The 17,142-nt window shown below is 62.1% G+C and carries 17 protein-coding genes; 7 read left to right on the top strand and 10 right to left on the bottom strand.

Translation table 11 applies throughout. The annotated features are described in order from the left end of the window. Positions 1-371: 371 nt before the first annotated feature. The 3 genes from MOV61_RS20670 to MOV61_RS20660 form a co-directional block, all read right to left on the bottom strand. On the bottom strand, positions 372-575 hold the full coding sequence (locus MOV61_RS20670; protein WP_038541367.1) for a hypothetical protein: 204 nt from the start codon (positions 573-575) through the stop codon (positions 372-374). A gap of 100 nt (positions 576-675) precedes the next feature. Continuing rightward, complete coding sequence (locus MOV61_RS20665) at positions 676-1,044, bottom strand: hypothetical protein (RefSeq protein ID WP_038541369.1); 369 nt, start codon at positions 1,042-1,044, stop codon at positions 676-678. A gap of 125 nt (positions 1,045-1,169) precedes the next feature. Next, positions 1,170-1,973, bottom strand: coding sequence for an SDR family oxidoreductase (locus MOV61_RS20660; protein ID WP_038541371.1), 804 nt, complete (start codon positions 1,971-1,973; stop codon positions 1,170-1,172). A gap of 255 nt (positions 1,974-2,228) precedes the next feature. Between MOV61_RS20660 and MOV61_RS20655 the strand changes: the two genes are divergently transcribed. Next, complete coding sequence (locus MOV61_RS20655) at positions 2,229-3,890, top strand: electron transfer flavoprotein-ubiquinone oxidoreductase (protein WP_247137907.1); 1,662 nt, start codon at positions 2,229-2,231, stop codon at positions 3,888-3,890. Positions 3,891-3,936: 46 nt separating this feature from the next. Here the strand turns inward: MOV61_RS20655 and MOV61_RS20650 are convergent, their stop codons facing one another. Then, on the bottom strand, positions 3,937-4,158 hold the full coding sequence (locus tag MOV61_RS20650; RefSeq protein WP_247137906.1) for a type II toxin-antitoxin system VapB family antitoxin: 222 nt from the start codon (positions 4,156-4,158) through the stop codon (positions 3,937-3,939). A 187-nt stretch (positions 4,159-4,345) separates the two neighbouring features. Between MOV61_RS20650 and MOV61_RS20645 the strand changes: the two genes are divergently transcribed. Continuing rightward, a complete protein-coding gene (locus MOV61_RS20645; RefSeq protein WP_247137905.1) occupies positions 4,346-4,957 on the top strand; it encodes a L,D-transpeptidase in 612 nt (203 codons plus the stop codon). 75 nt (positions 4,958-5,032) lie between these two features. On the opposite strand, the gene MOV61_RS20640 is transcribed toward MOV61_RS20645, so the two are convergent. Continuing rightward, a complete protein-coding gene (locus MOV61_RS20640) occupies positions 5,033-6,049 on the bottom strand; it encodes a zinc-binding alcohol dehydrogenase family protein (RefSeq protein WP_247137904.1) in 1,017 nt (338 codons plus the stop codon). A 123-nt stretch (positions 6,050-6,172) separates the two neighbouring features. Between MOV61_RS20640 and MOV61_RS20635 the strand changes: the two genes are divergently transcribed. Continuing rightward, positions 6,173-6,520 carry a helix-turn-helix domain-containing protein gene (locus tag MOV61_RS20635; protein ID WP_247137903.1) on the top strand — a complete coding sequence of 116 codons (348 nt, stop codon included), beginning with the start codon at positions 6,173-6,175 and terminating at the stop codon, positions 6,518-6,520. Positions 6,521-6,762: 242 nt separating this feature from the next. Here the strand turns inward: MOV61_RS20635 and MOV61_RS20630 are convergent, their stop codons facing one another. Next, positions 6,763-8,004, bottom strand: coding sequence for an MFS transporter (locus MOV61_RS20630; protein ID WP_247137902.1), 1,242 nt, complete (start codon positions 8,002-8,004; stop codon positions 6,763-6,765). 270 nt (positions 8,005-8,274) lie between these two features. On the opposite strand from MOV61_RS20630, the gene MOV61_RS20625 reads away from it, so the two are divergent. Continuing rightward, positions 8,275-9,213, top strand: coding sequence for a diacylglycerol kinase family protein (locus tag MOV61_RS20625; RefSeq protein ID WP_038541388.1), 939 nt, complete (start codon positions 8,275-8,277; stop codon positions 9,211-9,213). 39 nt (positions 9,214-9,252) lie between these two features. On the opposite strand, the gene MOV61_RS20620 is transcribed toward MOV61_RS20625, so the two are convergent. Continuing rightward, the gene (locus MOV61_RS20620) at positions 9,253-9,996 is read right to left on the bottom strand and encodes a GGDEF domain-containing protein (RefSeq protein WP_247137901.1); all 744 of its coding nucleotides are present in this window, start codon (positions 9,994-9,996) and stop codon (positions 9,253-9,255) included. A gap of 373 nt (positions 9,997-10,369) precedes the next feature. On the opposite strand from MOV61_RS20620, the gene MOV61_RS20615 reads away from it, so the two are divergent. Then, entirely contained in the window at positions 10,370-11,098 is a 729-nt protein-coding gene (locus MOV61_RS20615; protein WP_247137900.1) for a hypothetical protein, read from the top strand. Here MOV61_RS20615 and MOV61_RS20610 read toward each other — a convergent pair. Then, entirely contained in the window at positions 11,095-12,429 is a 1,335-nt protein-coding gene (locus MOV61_RS20610; protein ID WP_247137899.1) for a glutamine synthetase family protein, read from the bottom strand. The genes MOV61_RS20615 and MOV61_RS20610 overlap by 4 nt on opposite strands. Before the next feature lie 84 nt (positions 12,430-12,513). Between MOV61_RS20610 and MOV61_RS20605 the strand changes: the two genes are divergently transcribed. After that, complete coding sequence (locus MOV61_RS20605) at positions 12,514-13,887, top strand: aspartate aminotransferase family protein (protein WP_247137898.1); 1,374 nt, start codon at positions 12,514-12,516, stop codon at positions 13,885-13,887. 186 nt (positions 13,888-14,073) lie between these two features. Here MOV61_RS20605 and MOV61_RS20600 read toward each other — a convergent pair whose 3' ends face one another. Both MOV61_RS20600 and MOV61_RS20595 read right to left on the bottom strand, forming a co-directional pair. Beyond that, positions 14,074-15,582: a glycosyltransferase family 39 protein gene (locus tag MOV61_RS20600; protein WP_247137897.1), complete on the bottom strand. Its 1,509-nt coding sequence runs from the start codon at positions 15,580-15,582 to the stop codon at positions 14,074-14,076. Continuing rightward, complete coding sequence (locus tag MOV61_RS20595; protein WP_247137896.1) at positions 15,557-16,576, bottom strand: glycosyltransferase family 2 protein; 1,020 nt, start codon at positions 16,574-16,576, stop codon at positions 15,557-15,559. The genes MOV61_RS20600 and MOV61_RS20595 overlap by 26 nt, the downstream gene beginning before the upstream one ends. Positions 16,577-16,711: 135 nt before the next feature. Between MOV61_RS20595 and MOV61_RS20590 the strand changes: the two genes are divergently transcribed. Next, positions 16,712-17,142: lysylphosphatidylglycerol synthase domain-containing protein (locus MOV61_RS20590; protein WP_408962409.1), on the top strand; the 431-nt coding region annotated here is incomplete at its 3' end.

Genomic DNA, 17,142 nt, shown 5'->3' with positions numbered 1-17,142 from the left:
GGCGGACCGCCTGCTCCGCGACGCCGCTGCGTGCCCGTCGACTGGCCGTCCCCGGCATCGGCGGATGCCTGCTGGATGAAGGGTGAAAGAAAGGGAAGCCGATCGCGGAACTCCCAGCCCGCAACGCCGGCAGCGACAAGAATGCCAGCAAAAATCCAGATCTTCTTCATGAGGTGACCGCTCGCCTATGGTTGTGCCAATGGTATCGCTCCATCGAACTGCCCATATTGCGGCGCAAAAAAGACAAGTTTTGGCTGATCGCCTCACTAACCGGTGAAGGTGGATTAAAGGTTTGTAATGAAGGGCTTAGAATGAACTGGAGTTAATCTTTCTCGCCTTCTGGATGCGCCGCTGAACTGCGCTCGCCGCAGCTAGCGCAGAAACCGCCGGGCGCCCCAGATGACCACGACGCCGATGATCGCGACGATGGCGCCCCTGATGATCCAGGGCGTCTGGTTGATCATGAAACTGCTGGCGGGATAGGGGAAGGCGCCGCTGCCCTGGCCGATCCAGATGAGGCCGAGCACGACCAGCAGGGCACCGATGATCGAAAGCGCAAGTCGAGTGAATTTCATGGAAAAATCTCCAAAGGCAAGGTCCGGAGATCATAGGCTTGGGCGAAGGCTCCCGCGAGACGAATTTGCGTGATGTCACATCGTCCTGAACCGTGTCCGGTCAGACGTCTTCGTAATAAGTGGCGATCAGCGAGCGTGGCGCTGGTTCCTCGCCGTCGGCCAGGAAGAAACTGCCGGCGATGCGGCTCGATGGAGACAGGCTGTCGAGGAGGTTGCGGACCACAACATCGTCCACGGCCTCAAGGCTTCGCGCATGCATCATGCCCGGCCGGCTGGAGATCGCCGAAGTCTCGGCTGCGTGCCGGGTTGCTGCTTCCCAGGTGCCTGCATAGGTCGCGACCTGTCCGGCCGCAAGCGTCGCCGAGATCGACGCAGCCGAGGAGGCTGCCGAAGGCGCCGCGACGTGAGGCACGGCGGAGGGGATACTGGGCGATGCAGCTTCGGTCGCCCCCGAAACACTTTCGATCATGCCGGCGATCCTTTAATTTGGGGGCCGGCTTGCCTCTTAGCTGAGGCGAATTGAGATACCGCCAACGGCGGCAGCTCAATTCGATTTAATGTTTAACGACCTCAGTTTAACGGTCGCTCGGAAGATCAGATCGAACGCGACGCGCCGCCGTCGACCCGGAGCATCGTGCCGGTGACATAGCTTGCCGGGACCGAGCAGAGGAACGCGCCGGCGGCTGCAAATTCCTCGACCCTGCCGAGCCGGCCGGCGGGAATGGTCTTCAGCGAGGCGGAGCGGATTTCTTCCACCGACTTGCCGGTGCGCTTGGCATTGGCGCCGTCGAGTTCGTCAATACGGTCGGTATGGATGCGGCCGGGAAGCAGCATGTTGCAGGTAATGCCGAACCCCGCCACTTCGGTGGCGATCGTCTTGTTCCAGCCGACCAGCGCAGAGCGCAGGGTGTTGGACAGCGCAAGGTTGGCGATCGGCTCGTAGACGCCCGACGAGGCGCAGGTGAGAATGCGGCCCCAGCCCTGTTCCTTCATCTGCGGCAGGAAGGCGTTGGTGAGCGTGATGACGCGCAGAACCATGGACTGGAAGAAGATGTCGAGCTTGTCGGCGGTCATGTCTTCCGCGGTGCCGGGCGTCGGGCCGCCGGTATTGTTGACCAGAATGTCGATGCCGCCGAGCTTCTCCTTGACGGCGGTCTTCATCGCCTCGACGAAATTTTCCTCGGAAAGGTCGCCCCAGACCCAGTCTGCTTTTCCCCCATTGGCCTTTACCTGGCCTTCGGCATTGATCGCCTTGCAATTGTCCGCCAGCCGTTCGCCGGAGCGGCCGACGAGGAGAACATGGGCGCCTTCGCTCGCCAGAGCCTTGGCGATGCCGAGGCCAAGCCCGCGCGACGAGGCGAGCACGAGAGCGCGTTTGCCGTTGAGACCGAGATCCATGGTTCTGTTCCTTCCCCAATTCCTGTAATCGGTTGTCGGGCCTTTATAGCAGCGACAGAAGGCTGCGAAAGGCCGATCTTGCTTTCTGCAGTTCGGTGCCTATAATTGACGTGCACGTAAAAGTAATATGAGAAAACCGAAACGCGATTTGCGCGAATGACAAGGCGGAGGACGTTTTCCCGCCTCGACAAGCCGGGGCGGTTTTGTCAAACAGGTTGCCTGAAAGCCGGAAGGGGCCGGCGAGCGGAGTTGGATATGAACGAGCAAGAACTGCCAGAACGCGAGAGCATGGAATTCGACGTGGTGATCGTCGGCGCGGGTCCTGCGGGGCTTTCAGCCGCGATCCGCCTGAAGCAGGTCAATCCGGACCTGACCGTCGTGGTGCTCGAAAAGGGTTCGGAAGTCGGCGCCCATATCCTGTCCGGCGCGGTTGTCGATCCGGTCGGCATCGACGCGCTGCTGCCCGGCTGGCGCGAGGAGGCGGATCATCCGTTCAAGACCCCGGTCACCGCCGACCATTTCCTGTTCTTAGGCCCCGCCGGCTCGATCCGCCTGCCGAACTTCATGATGCCGCCACTGATGAACAATCACGGCAACTACATAGTCTCACTCGGCAACGTCTGTCGCTGGCTCGCCGAAAAGGCGGAAGCGCTCGGCGTCGAGATCTATCCGGGCTTTGCCGCCACCGAAGTGCTCTATGACGAAAACGGCGCGGTCAAGGGTGTGGCGACTGGCGACATGGGCGTCGAGCGCAATGGCGAGCCCGGCCCGGCCTTTACCCGGGGCATGGAACTGCACGGCAAATACGTGCTGATCGGCGAGGGCGTGCGCGGATCGCTCGCCAAGCAGTTGATCCTGCGGTTTGACCTGCAGAAGGATCGCGAGCCTCAGAAATACGGTATCGGCCTCAAGGAGCTCTGGCAGGTGAAGCCGGAAAACCATCGTCCGGGCCTGGTGCAGCATTCCTTCGGCTGGCCGCTCGGCATGAAGACCGGCGGCGGTTCGTTCCTCTATCACCTGGAGGACAACCTCGTCGCCGTCGGCTTCGTGGTGCACCTGAACTACAAGAACCCGTATCTCTATCCGTTCGAGGAATTCCAGCGCTTCAAGACGCATGATGCGATCCGCGGAACCTTCGAGGGCGCCAAGCGCCTCTCCTACGGCGCCCGCGCCATCACCGAGGGCGGATACCAGTCGGTGCCGAAACTGACCTTCCCGGGCGGCGCGCTGATCGGCTGTTCCGCCGGCCTCGTCAACGTGCCGCGCATCAAGGGCAGCCATAACGCGGTTCTGTCCGGCATTCTCGCCGCCGACAACATCGCCAGGGCAATCGAAGCCGGCCGTGCCAATGACGAGGTGATCGAGATCGAGACCGAATGGCGTTCGACGCCGATCGGCGCGGACCTGAAGCGGGTGCGCAACGTCAAGCCGCTTTGGTCGAAACTCGGCACTGGCCTCGGCATCGCGCTCGGCGGCCTCGACATGTGGACCAACCAGTTGTTCGGCCTGTCGATCTTCGGCACGCTGAAACACGGCAAGACCGACGCAGCCTCGCTGGAACCGGCAGCCAAGCATAAAAAGATCGTCTATCCGAAGCCGGACGGCGTGCTTACCTTCGACCGGCTGTCCTCGGTGTTCCTGTCGAACACCAACCACGAGGAAGACCAGCCGGTCCATCTACAGGTCAAGGACATGGACCTGCAGAAGCGCTCGGAGCTGGACGTCTATGGCGGTCCCTCGACGCGCTACTGTCCGGCCGGCGTCTACGAATGGGTGGAGAAGAATGGCGAAGAAGTCTACGTCATCAACGCCCAGAACTGCGTCCACTGCAAGACCTGCGACATCAAGGACCCCAACCAGAACATCAACTGGGTTCCACCGCAGGGCGGCGAAGGCCCGGTCTATCCGAATATGTGAGGCTCGCACCTGTAGCGGAGTTCGCCAGAGCGAGGCCCCAAGCGGATCACTCCGGATTACCCTCCCAAGTGCCATTCGGGTTCCAGCGTCGGCGTGGCGGAGCCTCCAGATCCGGCGCGCTGCCTCCAAGCATGATCAACCTCTGCGCTGCCTCGTGCTGGACGAGAAGCGTGAGGGCTTTTGTGATCACGTTTGAGGTGTTTTCGATTCCGCTGAATTCCTTGGCGTCTGCAAGTAATTTATCATCGACGGTTATGGTCGTGCGCATATCATAGCCTCCCGGTCGCCCACATCAGATGATGCATTTTCCGTTGCACACATGGCAATGTGGCCTCTCCACATCAGTGTCCTTCTAACGCGTTCGTGATGGCTGCAATAACCACCCGTTTAGCACTTCATTAACCATAATATTCTTAAGTTCAGCGTCATCTTCTCGACGCATCAAGGACACATTCATGTCGATCTCCCGTCGCGGCTTTCTTGGCGGCCTGCCGCTTCTGCTTGCCGGTTGCGCTTCCACTATTAACGATCAGACGAACTACGCAGCACTGCCGAATGAACAGTTCCCGCTGAAGACCGTACCGGTCGAGAACATAAAGCCGGAGCTGCGCCGCACGGAAGTCGCCTATGTCACCCCGCATGCAGCCGGCACCGTGGTCGTCGACACGCCGGCCCGCCGCGCCTATTACATTCTCGGCAACGGCCGCGCGATCCGATATGGCGTCGGCGTCGGCCGTGCCGGACTGGCGCTTGCCGGCAATGCCTATGTCGGCCGCAAGGCCGAATGGCCGACCTGGACGCCCACTGAAAACATGCAGCGCCGCGAGGAGCGATACCGGAAACTCGCGGGCGGCATGCCTGGCGGCCCGAACAATCCGCTTGGTGCCCGCGCCATGTATCTCTATCGCGGCGGCAACGACACGCATTTCCGCATCCACGGCACCAACCAGCCGCAATCGATCGGGCTTGCCATGTCGAGCGGCTGCATCCGCATGATGAACCATGACGTCGTCGATCTCTACAGCCGCGTCAATGTCGGCGCCAAGGTCGTCGTCATCCAGGCCTGATCCACCGCCAGGCCGCTAAGAAAGCCCGCCGTTTCAGCCACGGCGGGCTTTCTTTGTTTCTTGTCACAGGCCCCGTCAGAAGCCCGAAAGCACCAGCTTGCCCTTGGTGCGGTTGCTTTCGACCATCGCATGCGCCTTCTTCAGGTTCGCGGCGTTAATCGGCCCCAGCGTTTCGGCAAGCGTTGTGCGGATCTTTTTGGCATCGACCAGTTCGGCGACGTGGTTCAAAAGCTTGTGCTGCTCGATCATATCGGCGGTCTGGAAGACGGCACGCGCGAACATCATTTCCCAATGCACCGACAGCGCCTTGCTCTTGAAAGCGCGCAGGTCCATCGGCTCCTTCGGATCGTCGATCAGCGCCAGCCGGCCCTGCGGGGCGATCAGCTCCAGGATGTCTTTGAGATGGTTTTCCGTATGGGTCGTCGAGAAGACGAAGGCAGGCGCGCCGATTGCCATCTGGGCAAGCTGCGGCGCCATCGGCTTCGAATGGTCGAGCACGTGGTGGGCGCCGAGTTCCTTGATCCAGGCTTGCGTTTCCGGCCGAGCGCCGGTGCCGATCACCGTCACGTCTGACAGTTCGCGCAGGAGCTGGATGGCGATCGAGCCGACCCCGCCGGCGCCGCCGATGACCAGGACCGCGTTCCAGGCGCCAGCCACCTTGTCCTGCACCTTCATGCGATGGAACAGCGTCTCGTAGGCGGTGATCGCCGTCAGCGGCAGGGCGGCGGCTTCTTCGAAACCCAAGGTCTTCGGCTTGAAGCCGACGATGCGCTCGTCGACCAGATGGAATTCCGCATTGGTGCCCGGGCGGTTGATCACACCGGCATAATAGACCTCGTCGCCCGGCATGAAGAGTTTGACGCCCGGGCCGACCGCCTTGACCACGCCGGCAGCATCATAACCGAGGATCCGGTGCTGGCCGGGTTCGACCGGGGCCGAGCGGCGCACCTTGGTATCGACCGGATTGACCGAGACAGCCCGGATCTCGACCAGCAGGTCGCGGCCGGTCGCCTCCGGCATGGGCAGCTCGATGTCGATCAGCGAGGTTTCGGCGGTAATGGGCTGGGGTATGTTGAAGCCGACGGCGCGCATGGAACGTCTCCTTGGTTTGTGTCCTGTTGTCCGGAGACTAGATGGCGCCTATGTTCAATGAGCGCAAGAATGCACATTTTTGGTCTATAGTACCGAAAAGTATACCGTGAAAGGACGCTGACCATGTCGAAACCCCGCGCCAGGCTCACCGACAATTTCCCAGGCTGCCCGGTGGAGTCGACCCTGAGTTTCCTCGATGGGAAATGGAAAGGCGTCATCCTTTATCACTTGTTGGAAGACGGCACGCTGCGCTTCAACGAACTGCGCCGCCGCATTCCGGCGGTCACCCAGCGCATGCTGACCAAGCAGCTACGGGAACTGGAACAGGCAGGCTTGCTGTCCCGCACCGTATTCCCGGTCGTGCCGCCGCGCGTCGATTATGCGCTGACGCCGATCGGCCGCAGCCTGGAACCGGTCGTCGCCGCCCTTCGCCTGTGGGGCAAGGAACACGTCATCTGCGAGAATGGCTAGAAATACATGGTGATGCCGGAGGAAGAGGCAGCGTCGAAAGCGGCTTAGTCATTGAAGCGCTGCGTGCTCATACGGAATCTAACTGAGACGGCAGCGCGAGCCACCCCCTCATCCGACCCTTCGGGCCACCTTCTCCCCGCTGGGGAGAAGAGGGAATGTGCCGCGACCTATCGATCATCCTCTCCCCTCGGGGAGAGGTCCGCCGAGCGACAGCGGAGGCGGGGTGAGGGGGAGATTTGCTCTCAGGCCGCCGCGGTCTTCCGGTCGAGCGCCGCAGATACCGCAAACACCCCAAAGCCGAGCAGCGACAGCACTGCCCCCACATAACCGGTCGCGGCAAAACCCCAGCCCCAGGCGATCACCAGCCCGCCGAGCCAGGCGCCGAGTGCATTGGCGATGTTGAAGGCCGAATGGTTGGAGGCGGCGGCCAGCGTTTGCGCGTCGGCGGCGACATCCATCAGCCGGGTCTGCAGCGCGGGACCTGCGGCGAAGCCGCAGCCGATCAGGAAGACGCAGAGGCAGAGCACGACCGGATATTGCGCCCACAGCCCGAAGGCGCCCATGACGACGATGTTGAACAGCATCACGCCGCCGATCGTGCCCTTGAGCGACAGGTCGGCCAGCCGCGAGCCGACGATATTGCCGACATTCATGCCGATGCCGAACAGCGTCAGCACGATCGCCACCATGCCGACCGACATTCCGGCCGTCACCGTCGTGGTCGAGGCGATGTAGCTGAACACCGAGAACATGCCGCCGAAACCGACCGCGGCAATGCCGAGCGTCAGCCATACCTGCGCGCGGCCGAAGGCACTCAGCTCGCGCCAGATGCTGGCGCCTTCATGCACCTTGTCGCGCGGCTGGAAATACCAGAGCAGTGCCACCGTCACCACGCCGATGCCGCCGACCAGAAAGAAGGCGGCGCGCCAGTTGAGCATTTGTCCCATGAAGGTGGCGATCGGCGTGCCGACCAGGGTCGCGACGGTGAGGCCGAGCATCACCCGGCCGACGGCGCGGGCGCGTTTGTTGGGCGGCACCATCGAGGCAGCCACGAGAGCTGCGACCCCGAAATAGGCGCCATGCGGCAGGCCGGTGATGAAGCGCAGCGCCGTGAAGCTCCAGAAATCCGGGGCGGCGGCGCTCAGGATATTGCCGAGCGCAAACACCGTCATCAGGATCAGCAGTAATGACCGCCGCGTCATTCGCGCGGCCGCGACCGCGATGATCGGCGCGCCGATGACAACACCGAGGGCATAGGCGCTGATCACGTAGCCCGCCATCGGAATGCTGACCTGATAGGTGGAGGCGACATCCGGCAGCAGCCCCATGATGGCGAATTCGCCGGTGCCGATTCCGAAACCTCCGACCGCCAGCGCGATCTCGATCAGGATGACGGCGAGCCGCGAAAGCTCAGGTGCATTATCAAAATCTTTGGCTTCCGAACGGTCCCGTGCGGATTGAAAATCGGCGGCAGTATCGGTCATAACGTTGAATCTGCTGGAAAAAGACGCGGGTAGGATGTGGGAGGCATCCACCCGCTCTGGAGGTGAGTGGGTCATCGAATGACCGGACTTAAGGCTAACACGGCATGGTGCGTTGCGGTAGTATCCGCCATTTATTCAGGCGTGCTCTCACGGGATTGTGAGTTTTTTCCTGAAGCGACGGCGGGCTTGTTGATAAAACTCCCGGTCGCAACCATTTCTCTGATGGGCCGTTGTCCCGCGCCAAATCCGCTCCTCTGCAAGCGAGAGCAAATGAACCTCTTTGCCGTCTTCAACCGCGATGGCGGTACCTTCCGAACCACAGACATGGACGCCTATTGCGCTCGAGCAGCCGAGACGTTCAAGGCGGCCGGCCACGAGATCGAATGCCATGTGGTATCCGGCAAGGACGTGGTCTCGACCATGGAAAAGGCGGCCTCGACGCCAGGCGTCGAAGGGCTGATCGCCGGCGGCGGCGACGGCACGATCTCGGCCGCCGCCGGCATCGCGTGGAAAAGCGGCATCGCGCTCGGCGTCGTGCCGGCAGGCACCATGAACCTGTTCGCCCGCTCGCTGAAACTGCCGCTCGATATCTGGCAGGTGCTGGATGCGTTGGCGCAGGCGCGGCCGGAAAACATCGATATCGCCAGCGCCAACGGCAAGAGTTTCGTGCATCAGTTTTCTGCCGGCATGCATGCGCGCATGGTGCGCTACCGCAATTCGATGACCTTCGCCTCACGGCTTGGCAAGATACGCGCGAGCACGAGGGCGGCGATCGGCGTCATGTTCAATCCTCCGGAATTCGAGGTGGAATACAATGCGGGCGGCAAGGTCGGGCACCGCAGGGTCTCGGCCATCTCCGTCTCCAACAATGAATTCGGCCGCGATCCGCTGATGTTCGCCGACAGCCTGACCGGCGGCCATCTCGGCTTTTATGTCGCCGATCCGCTGACGCCGGCGGGCGTGGTGCGGCTGACTTTCGACATCCTGCGCGGCCGGCTGAAGGAAAACGCCGCGGTCACCGCGATGACGGTGACCGAACTGGAACTGCATTTCCCCCGCGAGCGCCACGATATCCGCTGCGTCATCGACGGCGAGCTGCTCCCCATGGACCGCGACGTGCTGTTGAAGATCCATGCGGGCGAGCTGACCGTGCTGGTCAACCAGCCGCAGGAACGCGTGACGCAGGAACGGGACGGCAGCGGCATCTGAGCGGGCTCGCGGCGATATCCGAGCAGTTCGGCCGCCTCTTCAGATGGATGAAACCACTCGATTTCGCCCGAGCGATTTTGCCTCGTACAGATTTACATCGGCGGCTCTGAGACTTTCAGAAGGGTCGAAGCCCGAAGCGCACTGGATAGCTCCGATGCTGGCCGACACCGGGACGCTCGATCGCGAGGCGGAGCGCATGTCCATGCCTTCGATGAGTCCGCGGATATCCTCGCACCACCTCAACATCTCGTCGACGCTCAGGCCGCCTTGAAAGAGAGCGAATTCTTCGCCTCCGAGGCGGCCCGCTATGTTGAATTGCCCGTCATACGTGGCGAGTATCTGCCCGGTGCGGCGAAGGACCTCGTCACCGGCTGCATGGCCGTGGCGATCGTTGATCGATTTGAAGTGGTCGAGATCCAGAAAAATAAGGGCTCCGGTTACACCCTCCCGGCTGAGGGTCTGCAGTTCTTCCATAAAGGCGCTGCGGTTCAACAGCCCGGTCAATCCGTCGTGGCGGGACTGCCGGTGAAGCTCCTCGTAGGCGGCTGCCAGTTTGGCGAGTGCGTCAGAGGCCCTGGCTTCCGCACGCCGGATTCGTTCCGACTGGCTGTAAAGCACGGCCGAGGCAGGGATAGAGATGGTAAGCGGGCAAACAATCGTCATCACCAGGCCGGCACCGGCGACTTCCCCGCCCAACATCGGAACGAAAGTAAACGATATAGCCAGAGATGCGAGCAGGGACAGGAGGCCGGTAAGGAGTGACTTGGCGATAACAATACGCATCGGATGTGCCGCAAGACTTCAAATATCGAGCTTCCTTAGGCCTTATGAATTTAAGATAGGTTGAAACATTCGCTTAAACATCGATCGTGTGCAGCCGATGGATCGTCCCTGTTTGCGGTGGGGCGATGCTGCCGGTCCGTGCGGGCGAGCCGACGGTGCTAATCAACCGGACGCAGGAACGGGACGTCAGCAGGATTTGAGCGAGTCCGAAGCCTGCGATACAACCTCTTGCATCCGTTTGTTCATATCCCGTTAACTCGGGAACACTAGCTTTTCAACCAATGATAGAATCATTGGTTGGTCTGGCCATGAAGCGCCCGACAAATCGCGGCAATGCCCATCAAGGGGAGGTGCGCCGTGGACGAGGGCCGGCATGACTTCCATCTCCGTTGTTCAACCTGCGGCTTTGCTGATCCTTCAGCAGGCGAATGCGCAGCCTGCCGAAAATGAAGAAGACAAGACCGAGGAGAAGAAGGCCGATCTCGTCCAGGTGGCGAACGGCATTACCGGCGAGCCCGCCAGGGAAACGATGCGGGCGGCATTCGCAGTGAATGCGGCCTTCATCGATGTGGATGAGAAGAGCCAGCTGGTTTCCGATGCGATCGCGTTCATCGGCTCCGATAAGTTCAAGATAAGCGACCCGACAGCAAAACTGATGCTGAAAGTCCTGCTTTCCGAAAAGGGCTGGCAGTTCATGCAGCTGGCGAACCAGCAGTATGAGGTACATGGCGGCCTCACGCGCGAAAGCTTGTTCGCGCTTACCCTTCCGCAGATGATCGCCAAGAATCGCGAGCTGTTCACCGATGACGAAATCGAGATCGGCATCAAGTTCAAGGATGTGGGCGGCGTTGTCGTCTTCATCCCCGACAGCAAGGGCAACAGCACCTATCGCGATCTGGTCAAGGCGATATCAGAGGAAGAGATAGCGGCCCAGGTCACCGGCAATAAAGAAGGGCTGTTTCAGCTCTACGAGGAATTCGGTAAGTTCTCCGCAGCGATGACCAAGGCCTTCGACTACAAGGAGGACGAGGGATCGCCGATGCTGATCGATATCGACGATCTGGCGAGCGCGCCCTGGATCCTGAAGCCGCCTAGATCCTAAATCCGCGGCAGATAGGTCTGGTAGTCGAAATCCGAGACCGTGCGCAGGTAGGTGATCGCCTCCTTGCGCTTCGTGTCGCCATAGAGCTTCTGATAGCGCGCCCCAAAAACGTCGGCGATGAAGGGGGAGGCGGAAAACTCCTCGACGGCGGTCAGGAAGTCGTGCGTCAGCTTTTTCGTACCGGCCGGCGGCTCCTTGCCCGGTTCGGTCGCAGGACCCGGATCCAGCGTTTCATCCAATCCTAAAAGCATGCCGCCGAGGATGGCGGTCAGCAGCAGATACGGATTGACGTCGGCGCCGGCGACGCGGTGTTCGATGCGGGCGGCAGGCCCTTGGGCGTCAGGAATGCGCACCGCAGTCCCCCGATGCCCGAAACCCCAGTCGATATCGACCGGAGCGAACGAGCCCGGCTGGAAACGGCGGTAGGAATTGGCGAACGGTGCGAAGACCAGCTGAGCATCGCGCATCGTGTCTAGCATTCCGGCGCAGACGGATTTGAGCCTCACCGGGTCGCCGCCCTTCGCGTCCAGCACATTGTTGCCGTCTCGGTCGATGATGCTCGCATGCACATGCAGGCCGGAGCCCGCATGGTCCGCATAGGGCTTTGCCATGCAGGTGGATTTGAGGCCGTGCTTCTTTGCCGCCTGTTCGGCGATGCGCTTGAGATAAATGCAGTCGTCGGCGGCCGCAAGCGCGTCGGCGCGGTGCAGCAGATTGATCTCGAACTGGCCCGGGCCGAATTCCGCGGTCGTCGCGTCCGCCGGCAGTCCTTGAGCCTTGGCCCAGGTCCGCACCGTCCGCAGGTAGTTATCGAGCGCATCGACGGCGCTCATGTCATAGAGCTGAAAGCCGTTCGGCTCACCGCGATAGGTCAGCTTTGCCGGCGGGCGCGGCCTGCCGGTCTCGCGCCAGTCGTCCTCGATCACGTAGAATTCGAGCTCGGTCGCCACGACCGGCGTCAGGCCGCGCTCCTCGAAGCGCTTGAGAAGGGCCGCGAGAATGGCGCGCGGATCCATGAAGGAAGGCGTGCCGTCGAATTCGTGCATGGTTGAAAGCACCTGCTTCGACCCTTCCGGCGCCCACGGCATTGGCGCAAGGCTACGCTTGTCGGGAATGCACACCCCGTCCGGGTCGCCGACCGACAGCGACAGGCCGGTAATGTCGTCATTGTCGTCGCCCCAGATATCCAGCGACTGGGTGGAGGAAGGCAGGCGCACCGTACCGTCCCAGACCTTCTTTTCCGCCTCGAGCGGAATCTGCTTGCCGCGCAGGTCGCCGTTCATGCCGACGAGAAGGATTTCGATGCGGGGCGGTGCAGAATCGGAAGCCATGAGGAATGTCTTTTGACGGGTGTTGCGGAACTCTGTTCGTAACCGATAAGAATTGACGGCACAATCTAAGGCAGAGAGACAGTCATGACCGATATGCCGCCGCTTTCCAATCTCGCCGCCATCGATGCCGCCCATCACCTGCATCCGTTCTCGGACATGAAGCAGCTGAACGCCAAGGGGGCGCGGGTCATCCAGCGTGCGGAAGGCGTCCATATCTACGATTCGACGGGCAGGAAATATCTCGACGCCTTTGCCGGCCTCTGGTGCGTCAATGTCGGTTACGGCCGCAAGTCGATCGCGGATGCCGCCTACAGGCAGATGCAGGAACTGCCCTATTACAACACCTTCTTCGGCACCACGACGGAGCCGGCCGCATTGCTCGCCCAGAAGATCGCCTCGCACACGGGCGAAAACCTGAAACGCGTCTTCTTCACCAATTCCGGCTCGGAGGCGACCGACACCTGGTTCCGCATGGCGCGGGTCTACTGGAAGGCTTTGGGCAAGCCGGAGAAGACCTTGGTCATCGCCCGCAAGAACGCCTATCACGGCTCGACGGTCGCCGGCGCCTCGCTCGGCGGCATGAAGCTGATGCACGAACAGGGCAATCTGCCGATCGAAGGCATCCACCACATCAACCAGCCCTACTGGTACGCCGAGGGCGGCGATCTGACACCTGCCGAATTCGGCCTGAAGGTCGCCCGAGAGCTGGAGGCGAAGATCGACGAACTCGGCGAGGACCGCGTCGCAGCCTTCGTTGCCGAGCCGATCCAGGGGGCAGGGGGTGTTATCATTCCGCCGGACACCTATTGGCCGGAAATCGCCAGCATCTGCAAGGCGCGCAACATCCTGCTCGTTTCCGACGAGGTGATCTGCGGCTTCGGCCGCCTGGGCACTTGGTTCGGCCACCAGCATTTTGGCTTCGAGCCGGATCTGGCGCCGATCGCCAAGGGCCTGTCCTCCGGCTACCTGCCGATCGGCGGCGTGCTGGTCAGCGACCGCGTCGCCGACGTGATGGTCGAGGAGCTGGGCGATTTCTACCATGGTTTCACCTATTCCGGTCACCCGGTCTGCGCCGCCGCCGCGCTGGAAAACATCCGCATCATTGAGGAGGAGGGACTGGTCGAGCGCGTCCGCGACGATATCGGCCCCTATTTTGCCGCCGCCTGGAAAAGCCTTGAGGATCACGCGGTGGTCGGCCAGGCCGAAAGCACCGGCCTGATCGGAGGCCTGCAGCTTGCGGCGGATAAATCCACCCGCCGGCGTTATGCAAAGCCCGACGATATCGGCACGCTGGTGCGCAATCACTGCGTCGAGAACGGTCTTATCCTGCGCGCCACCGCCGACCGCATGCTCGCCTCGCCGGCGCTGACCATCAGCCGTTCGGAAGTGGATGAGGTGATCGAGAAGCTGCGGGCGGCGCTGGATCACCTGCGGGATATGGGCAAGGATTTCGCTTAGCTTACTGGCTTGCTGTGGCTCCCATTATAGGGTCGCCCCTCATCCGCCTGCCGGCACCTTCTCCCCGCAGGCGGGGAGAAGGACGGACGCGCACCGTTTCCTCTTCATTCGAGGTCTCGCAAGGCACGTCCCCTCTCCCCGTTTACGGGGAGAGGGTTAGGGTGAGGGGCCGAGCCCCAGGGCAAATTAGCGTGCCGGCTCCACCCAGGCATACCCAAACGTCACGCTGTCCCGTCCACCCGAGAAGAGATAGGGCACGACCTTGGTCGCCGGCGCCAAGCCTTCCGCTGCGACCCCGTTCGCCTGCAGATATGGCTTGAGAGAGTCGAGCGTATCCCCGCTTTCCTGCCAGAGGATCAGCCCCGGCTGGCGTCTCTCCGCCTCGCCGAGCGGCGGCGTCTGGCCGAAGCTTTGCAGCAGCACGCGGGCCTGCGGCAGTTCCAACCGGGCGCTTCCGGCAAGATAGGGATCGGCAGTGATCACATAGGCGGGCTTTGCGCCGGCATGCTCCGCCACGACCTGTTCGATGAACCGCCCGGACGGCAGGTTTTCCTTGGTATAGTTGCCGAACCTCGGGCCGATGACATTGCCGAGCGCGATATAAACGACGAAGCCGAGCGCCAGCGCCGCCACCGGAAACAGCAGCCGCGGAATGCTGCGGCTCGTCTCCGCATTGGCGGCCTCCAGCTTCAGGCAGAGGTAAAGCGGCAGCAGAACTAGGAAGGGCGACAGCCATTTTTCGCTGATGCTGGTGGCCCCGAAACCGAGCCCGATCAGCCCGACGGCGATCAGGCAGAGAACGACCGTCCGACCGATCACCCGCGTCCACTGGTTCGTCGCCGGCCAGGCATCGATCAGCGGCCGCCGGAAGGCGATCAGGAAAAAGGCGAGCACCGGCAGTCCGCCGGTCAGTATTGCAACGAAAAGCGTGCCGATGCCGGACAGCCGGTCGAGGATGGGGTTGCCCGACGCGTCCTGGCGCATGGCCTTGATCGTCCCGGCCGTCGCTTCGCCCAGGTTTCCGAGCACCCAAAGGCCGTGCGGCAGGCAGATCACCGCTGTGACGGCAAGCGCCGGGATCAGCCGCCGGTCGAGAATGCGCTTGCGCAGGTCCGGTTCCGGCAGGATGGCGAGGACTGCCGCGACGGGCACGATGACGAAATTATACTTGGCGATCAGCCCGAACCCGACAGCAATGCCGGTCAGCAGATAGGTCCAGAGGGTAGGCCGCGTCAGTGTCTTGAGAAAACCGTAGAAGAACAGCGCGACGGCAAACAGCGTGGCGATCGCATGCGTCAGGTCCCGCTGCGCCATGACACTGACCGCCGGCATGGCGATCACGCCGATCATCGCGACGGCAACAAGCCGCTGGTCCTTCAGCAACACCCGCGCCGCCAGCCCATAGACCGCACAAGTGAGAAACAGCAGCAGGTTCTTGACCAGGGCGATCGCCAGGATCGACGGGCCGATCAGGTGTACGGCCCCGTATTGCAGCCAGTTGTAGAACGGCGGCTGACGGCCGTAGCCCATCAGCAGGAACTGCGACTGGTAGAGCTGTTCTGCCTCGTCGCTTTCGAGCGCCTCCGAGCGCAGCACCCGAAGGATGACGGCGAGCACATAATATGCCGCGATCAGCCAGAGGATGAGGTCGGGACGACGGGCAAGCGCGTCACTGATGCGGCGCATCGCCCTCATAGACTTCCCTGACGATGTAGCTGAGCGAGTTGTCATCGCGGTAATAGGTGCGGGCAATCATTTCCGCGATAATGCCGGTGGTGATCATCTGTACCGCCGAGAGGAACAGCATGACGCCGATGAGGAACAGCGGTCGCGTGCCGATGTCGTTGCCCATGACGAACTTGTCGATGAACAGGTAGAAGAGGATGATCGCAGACAGCGCGCCGAGCCCAAGGCCGAGCGAGCCGAAGAAATGTCCCGGCCGCGCCTTGAAGCGCATGAAGAACATCACCGACAGAAGGTCGAGGATAACCCGGAAGGTGCGGGAAATGCCGTATTTCGAAACCCCGTGCTGGCGCGCATGGTGGGTCACCGGCACTTCGCCGATCCGCGAGCTCGGCACCACGCCGGCAACCCAGGCCGGAATGAAGCGGTGCATCTCGCCCATCAGCTTGACCTGCTTGATCACCGATCCGCGATAGATCTTCAGGGAACAGCCGTAATCATGCAGCCGCACGCCGGTGATCCGTCCGATCAGCCGGTTGGCGATGAAGGAGGGCACCTTGCGCAACAGCAGCCCGTCCTGGCGGTTCTTACGCCAGCCTACGAGAAGGTCGAGTTCGCGGCGTTCCAATTCCGCAACCATCCCCGGAATGTCCTTCGGGTCGTTCTGCAGGTCGCCATCGAGCGTGGCGATCAGCCGGCCCGCGGCCTGGTTGATGCCGGCCTGCATGGCAGCCGTCTGGCCGAAATTGCGCTGCAGCGCGACGATCTTCAGGTCGAGGCCGGGGCGGTTCAACGCTTCGCGGGCATTGGCGATCGTCGCATCGGTGCTGCCGTCATCGACGAGAATAAGTTCCCATGTCGCTGCGTAATTGGCCATCGCCGCGCAGATCCGCTCGATCAGCGGGCGCACGCTTTCTTCTTCGTTGAAGAGGGGCACGACGAGGGACAGTTCAATCGGCTCGGCCGTCTCGATGCGGTCCGTCACCGACTCTGCTGTTGTACGCACCTTGGGTTTCTCCTAAACCACGGGCTGGAAAGGCCGCTCTGATAATGGCCGAGACCCGAAATTTCACATGGGGCACCCTACTATATGAAGAATTCTCCGGTTGCCAGCCGCCGGGCGTGGATAATTCGCCACGCAATGACGCTCGGAACGGTGGCGATCATCGCCGTCTACGCCGCTTTCATCCAGTGGGTCTGGGGCTGGCAGAGCGTCGTGTCGCTGTGGAGCAGCGCCGGCTGGGGCTCGGCGGCGATAGCTCTCCTACTGCTGCTCGGCACCTATGTCCTGCGCACCTGGCGCATCTACGACTATTTCCCGGCCGAAACCGGCAGCCATTTCGGCACGCTGCTGCGGCTCGTTCAGGTCCATAACCTCCTCAACATCATGCTGCCATTCCGCACCGGCGAGGCGAGCTTTCCGCTGCTGATGAAGCGCGAATTCGGGCTCGGCGTCGCGCGTGGAACCGCGGCGTTGTTCGTCATGCGGCTCTTCGACCTGCATGCGCTGCTCGCCGCTGCCGGCACGGGACTGGCGCTGCAGACCGGAAAGCTCTGGGCCTGGGCGCTGTG

It is taken from the genome of Neorhizobium sp. BETTINA12A (genome assembly GCF_023006485.1).
Lineage (GTDB): Bacteria > Pseudomonadota > Alphaproteobacteria > Rhizobiales > Rhizobiaceae > Neorhizobium.
The sequence above is the reverse complement of the archived record's forward strand: the minus strand, read 5'-3'. Positions and strand labels throughout refer to the sequence as shown.

Excerpts from the sequence above, each read along its gene's own strand:
- MOV61_RS20670 (WP_038541367.1), bottom strand. The coding sequence starts at position 575 with ATGAAATTCACTCGACTTGCGCTTTCGATCATCGGTGCCCTGCTGGTC.
- MOV61_RS20665 (WP_038541369.1), bottom strand. The coding sequence starts at position 1,044 with ATGATCGAAAGTGTTTCGGGGGCGACCGAAGCTGCATCGCCCAGTATC.
- MOV61_RS20660 (WP_038541371.1), bottom strand. The coding sequence starts at position 1,973 with ATGGATCTCGGTCTCAACGGCAAACGCGCTCTCGTGCTCGCCTCGTCG.
- MOV61_RS20655 (WP_247137907.1), top strand. The coding sequence starts at position 2,229 with ATGAACGAGCAAGAACTGCCAGAACGCGAGAGCATGGAATTCGACGTG.
- MOV61_RS20650 (WP_247137906.1), bottom strand. The coding sequence starts at position 4,158 with ATGCGCACGACCATAACCGTCGATGATAAATTACTTGCAGACGCCAAG.
- MOV61_RS20645 (WP_247137905.1), top strand. The coding sequence starts at position 4,346 with ATGTCGATCTCCCGTCGCGGCTTTCTTGGCGGCCTGCCGCTTCTGCTT.
- MOV61_RS20640 (WP_247137904.1), bottom strand. The coding sequence starts at position 6,049 with ATGCGCGCCGTCGGCTTCAACATACCCCAGCCCATTACCGCCGAAACC.
- MOV61_RS20635 (WP_247137903.1), top strand. The coding sequence starts at position 6,173 with ATGTCGAAACCCCGCGCCAGGCTCACCGACAATTTCCCAGGCTGCCCG.
- MOV61_RS20630 (WP_247137902.1), bottom strand. The coding sequence starts at position 8,004 with ATGACCGATACTGCCGCCGATTTTCAATCCGCACGGGACCGTTCGGAA.
- MOV61_RS20625 (WP_038541388.1), top strand. The coding sequence starts at position 8,275 with ATGAACCTCTTTGCCGTCTTCAACCGCGATGGCGGTACCTTCCGAACC.
- MOV61_RS20620 (WP_247137901.1), bottom strand. The coding sequence starts at position 9,996 with ATGCGTATTGTTATCGCCAAGTCACTCCTTACCGGCCTCCTGTCCCTG.
- MOV61_RS20615 (WP_247137900.1), top strand. The coding sequence starts at position 10,370 with ATGACTTCCATCTCCGTTGTTCAACCTGCGGCTTTGCTGATCCTTCAG.
- MOV61_RS20610 (WP_247137899.1), bottom strand. The coding sequence starts at position 12,429 with ATGGCTTCCGATTCTGCACCGCCCCGCATCGAAATCCTTCTCGTCGGC.
- MOV61_RS20605 (WP_247137898.1), top strand. The coding sequence starts at position 12,514 with ATGACCGATATGCCGCCGCTTTCCAATCTCGCCGCCATCGATGCCGCC.
- MOV61_RS20600 (WP_247137897.1), bottom strand. The coding sequence starts at position 15,582 with ATGAGGGCGATGCGCCGCATCAGTGACGCGCTTGCCCGTCGTCCCGAC.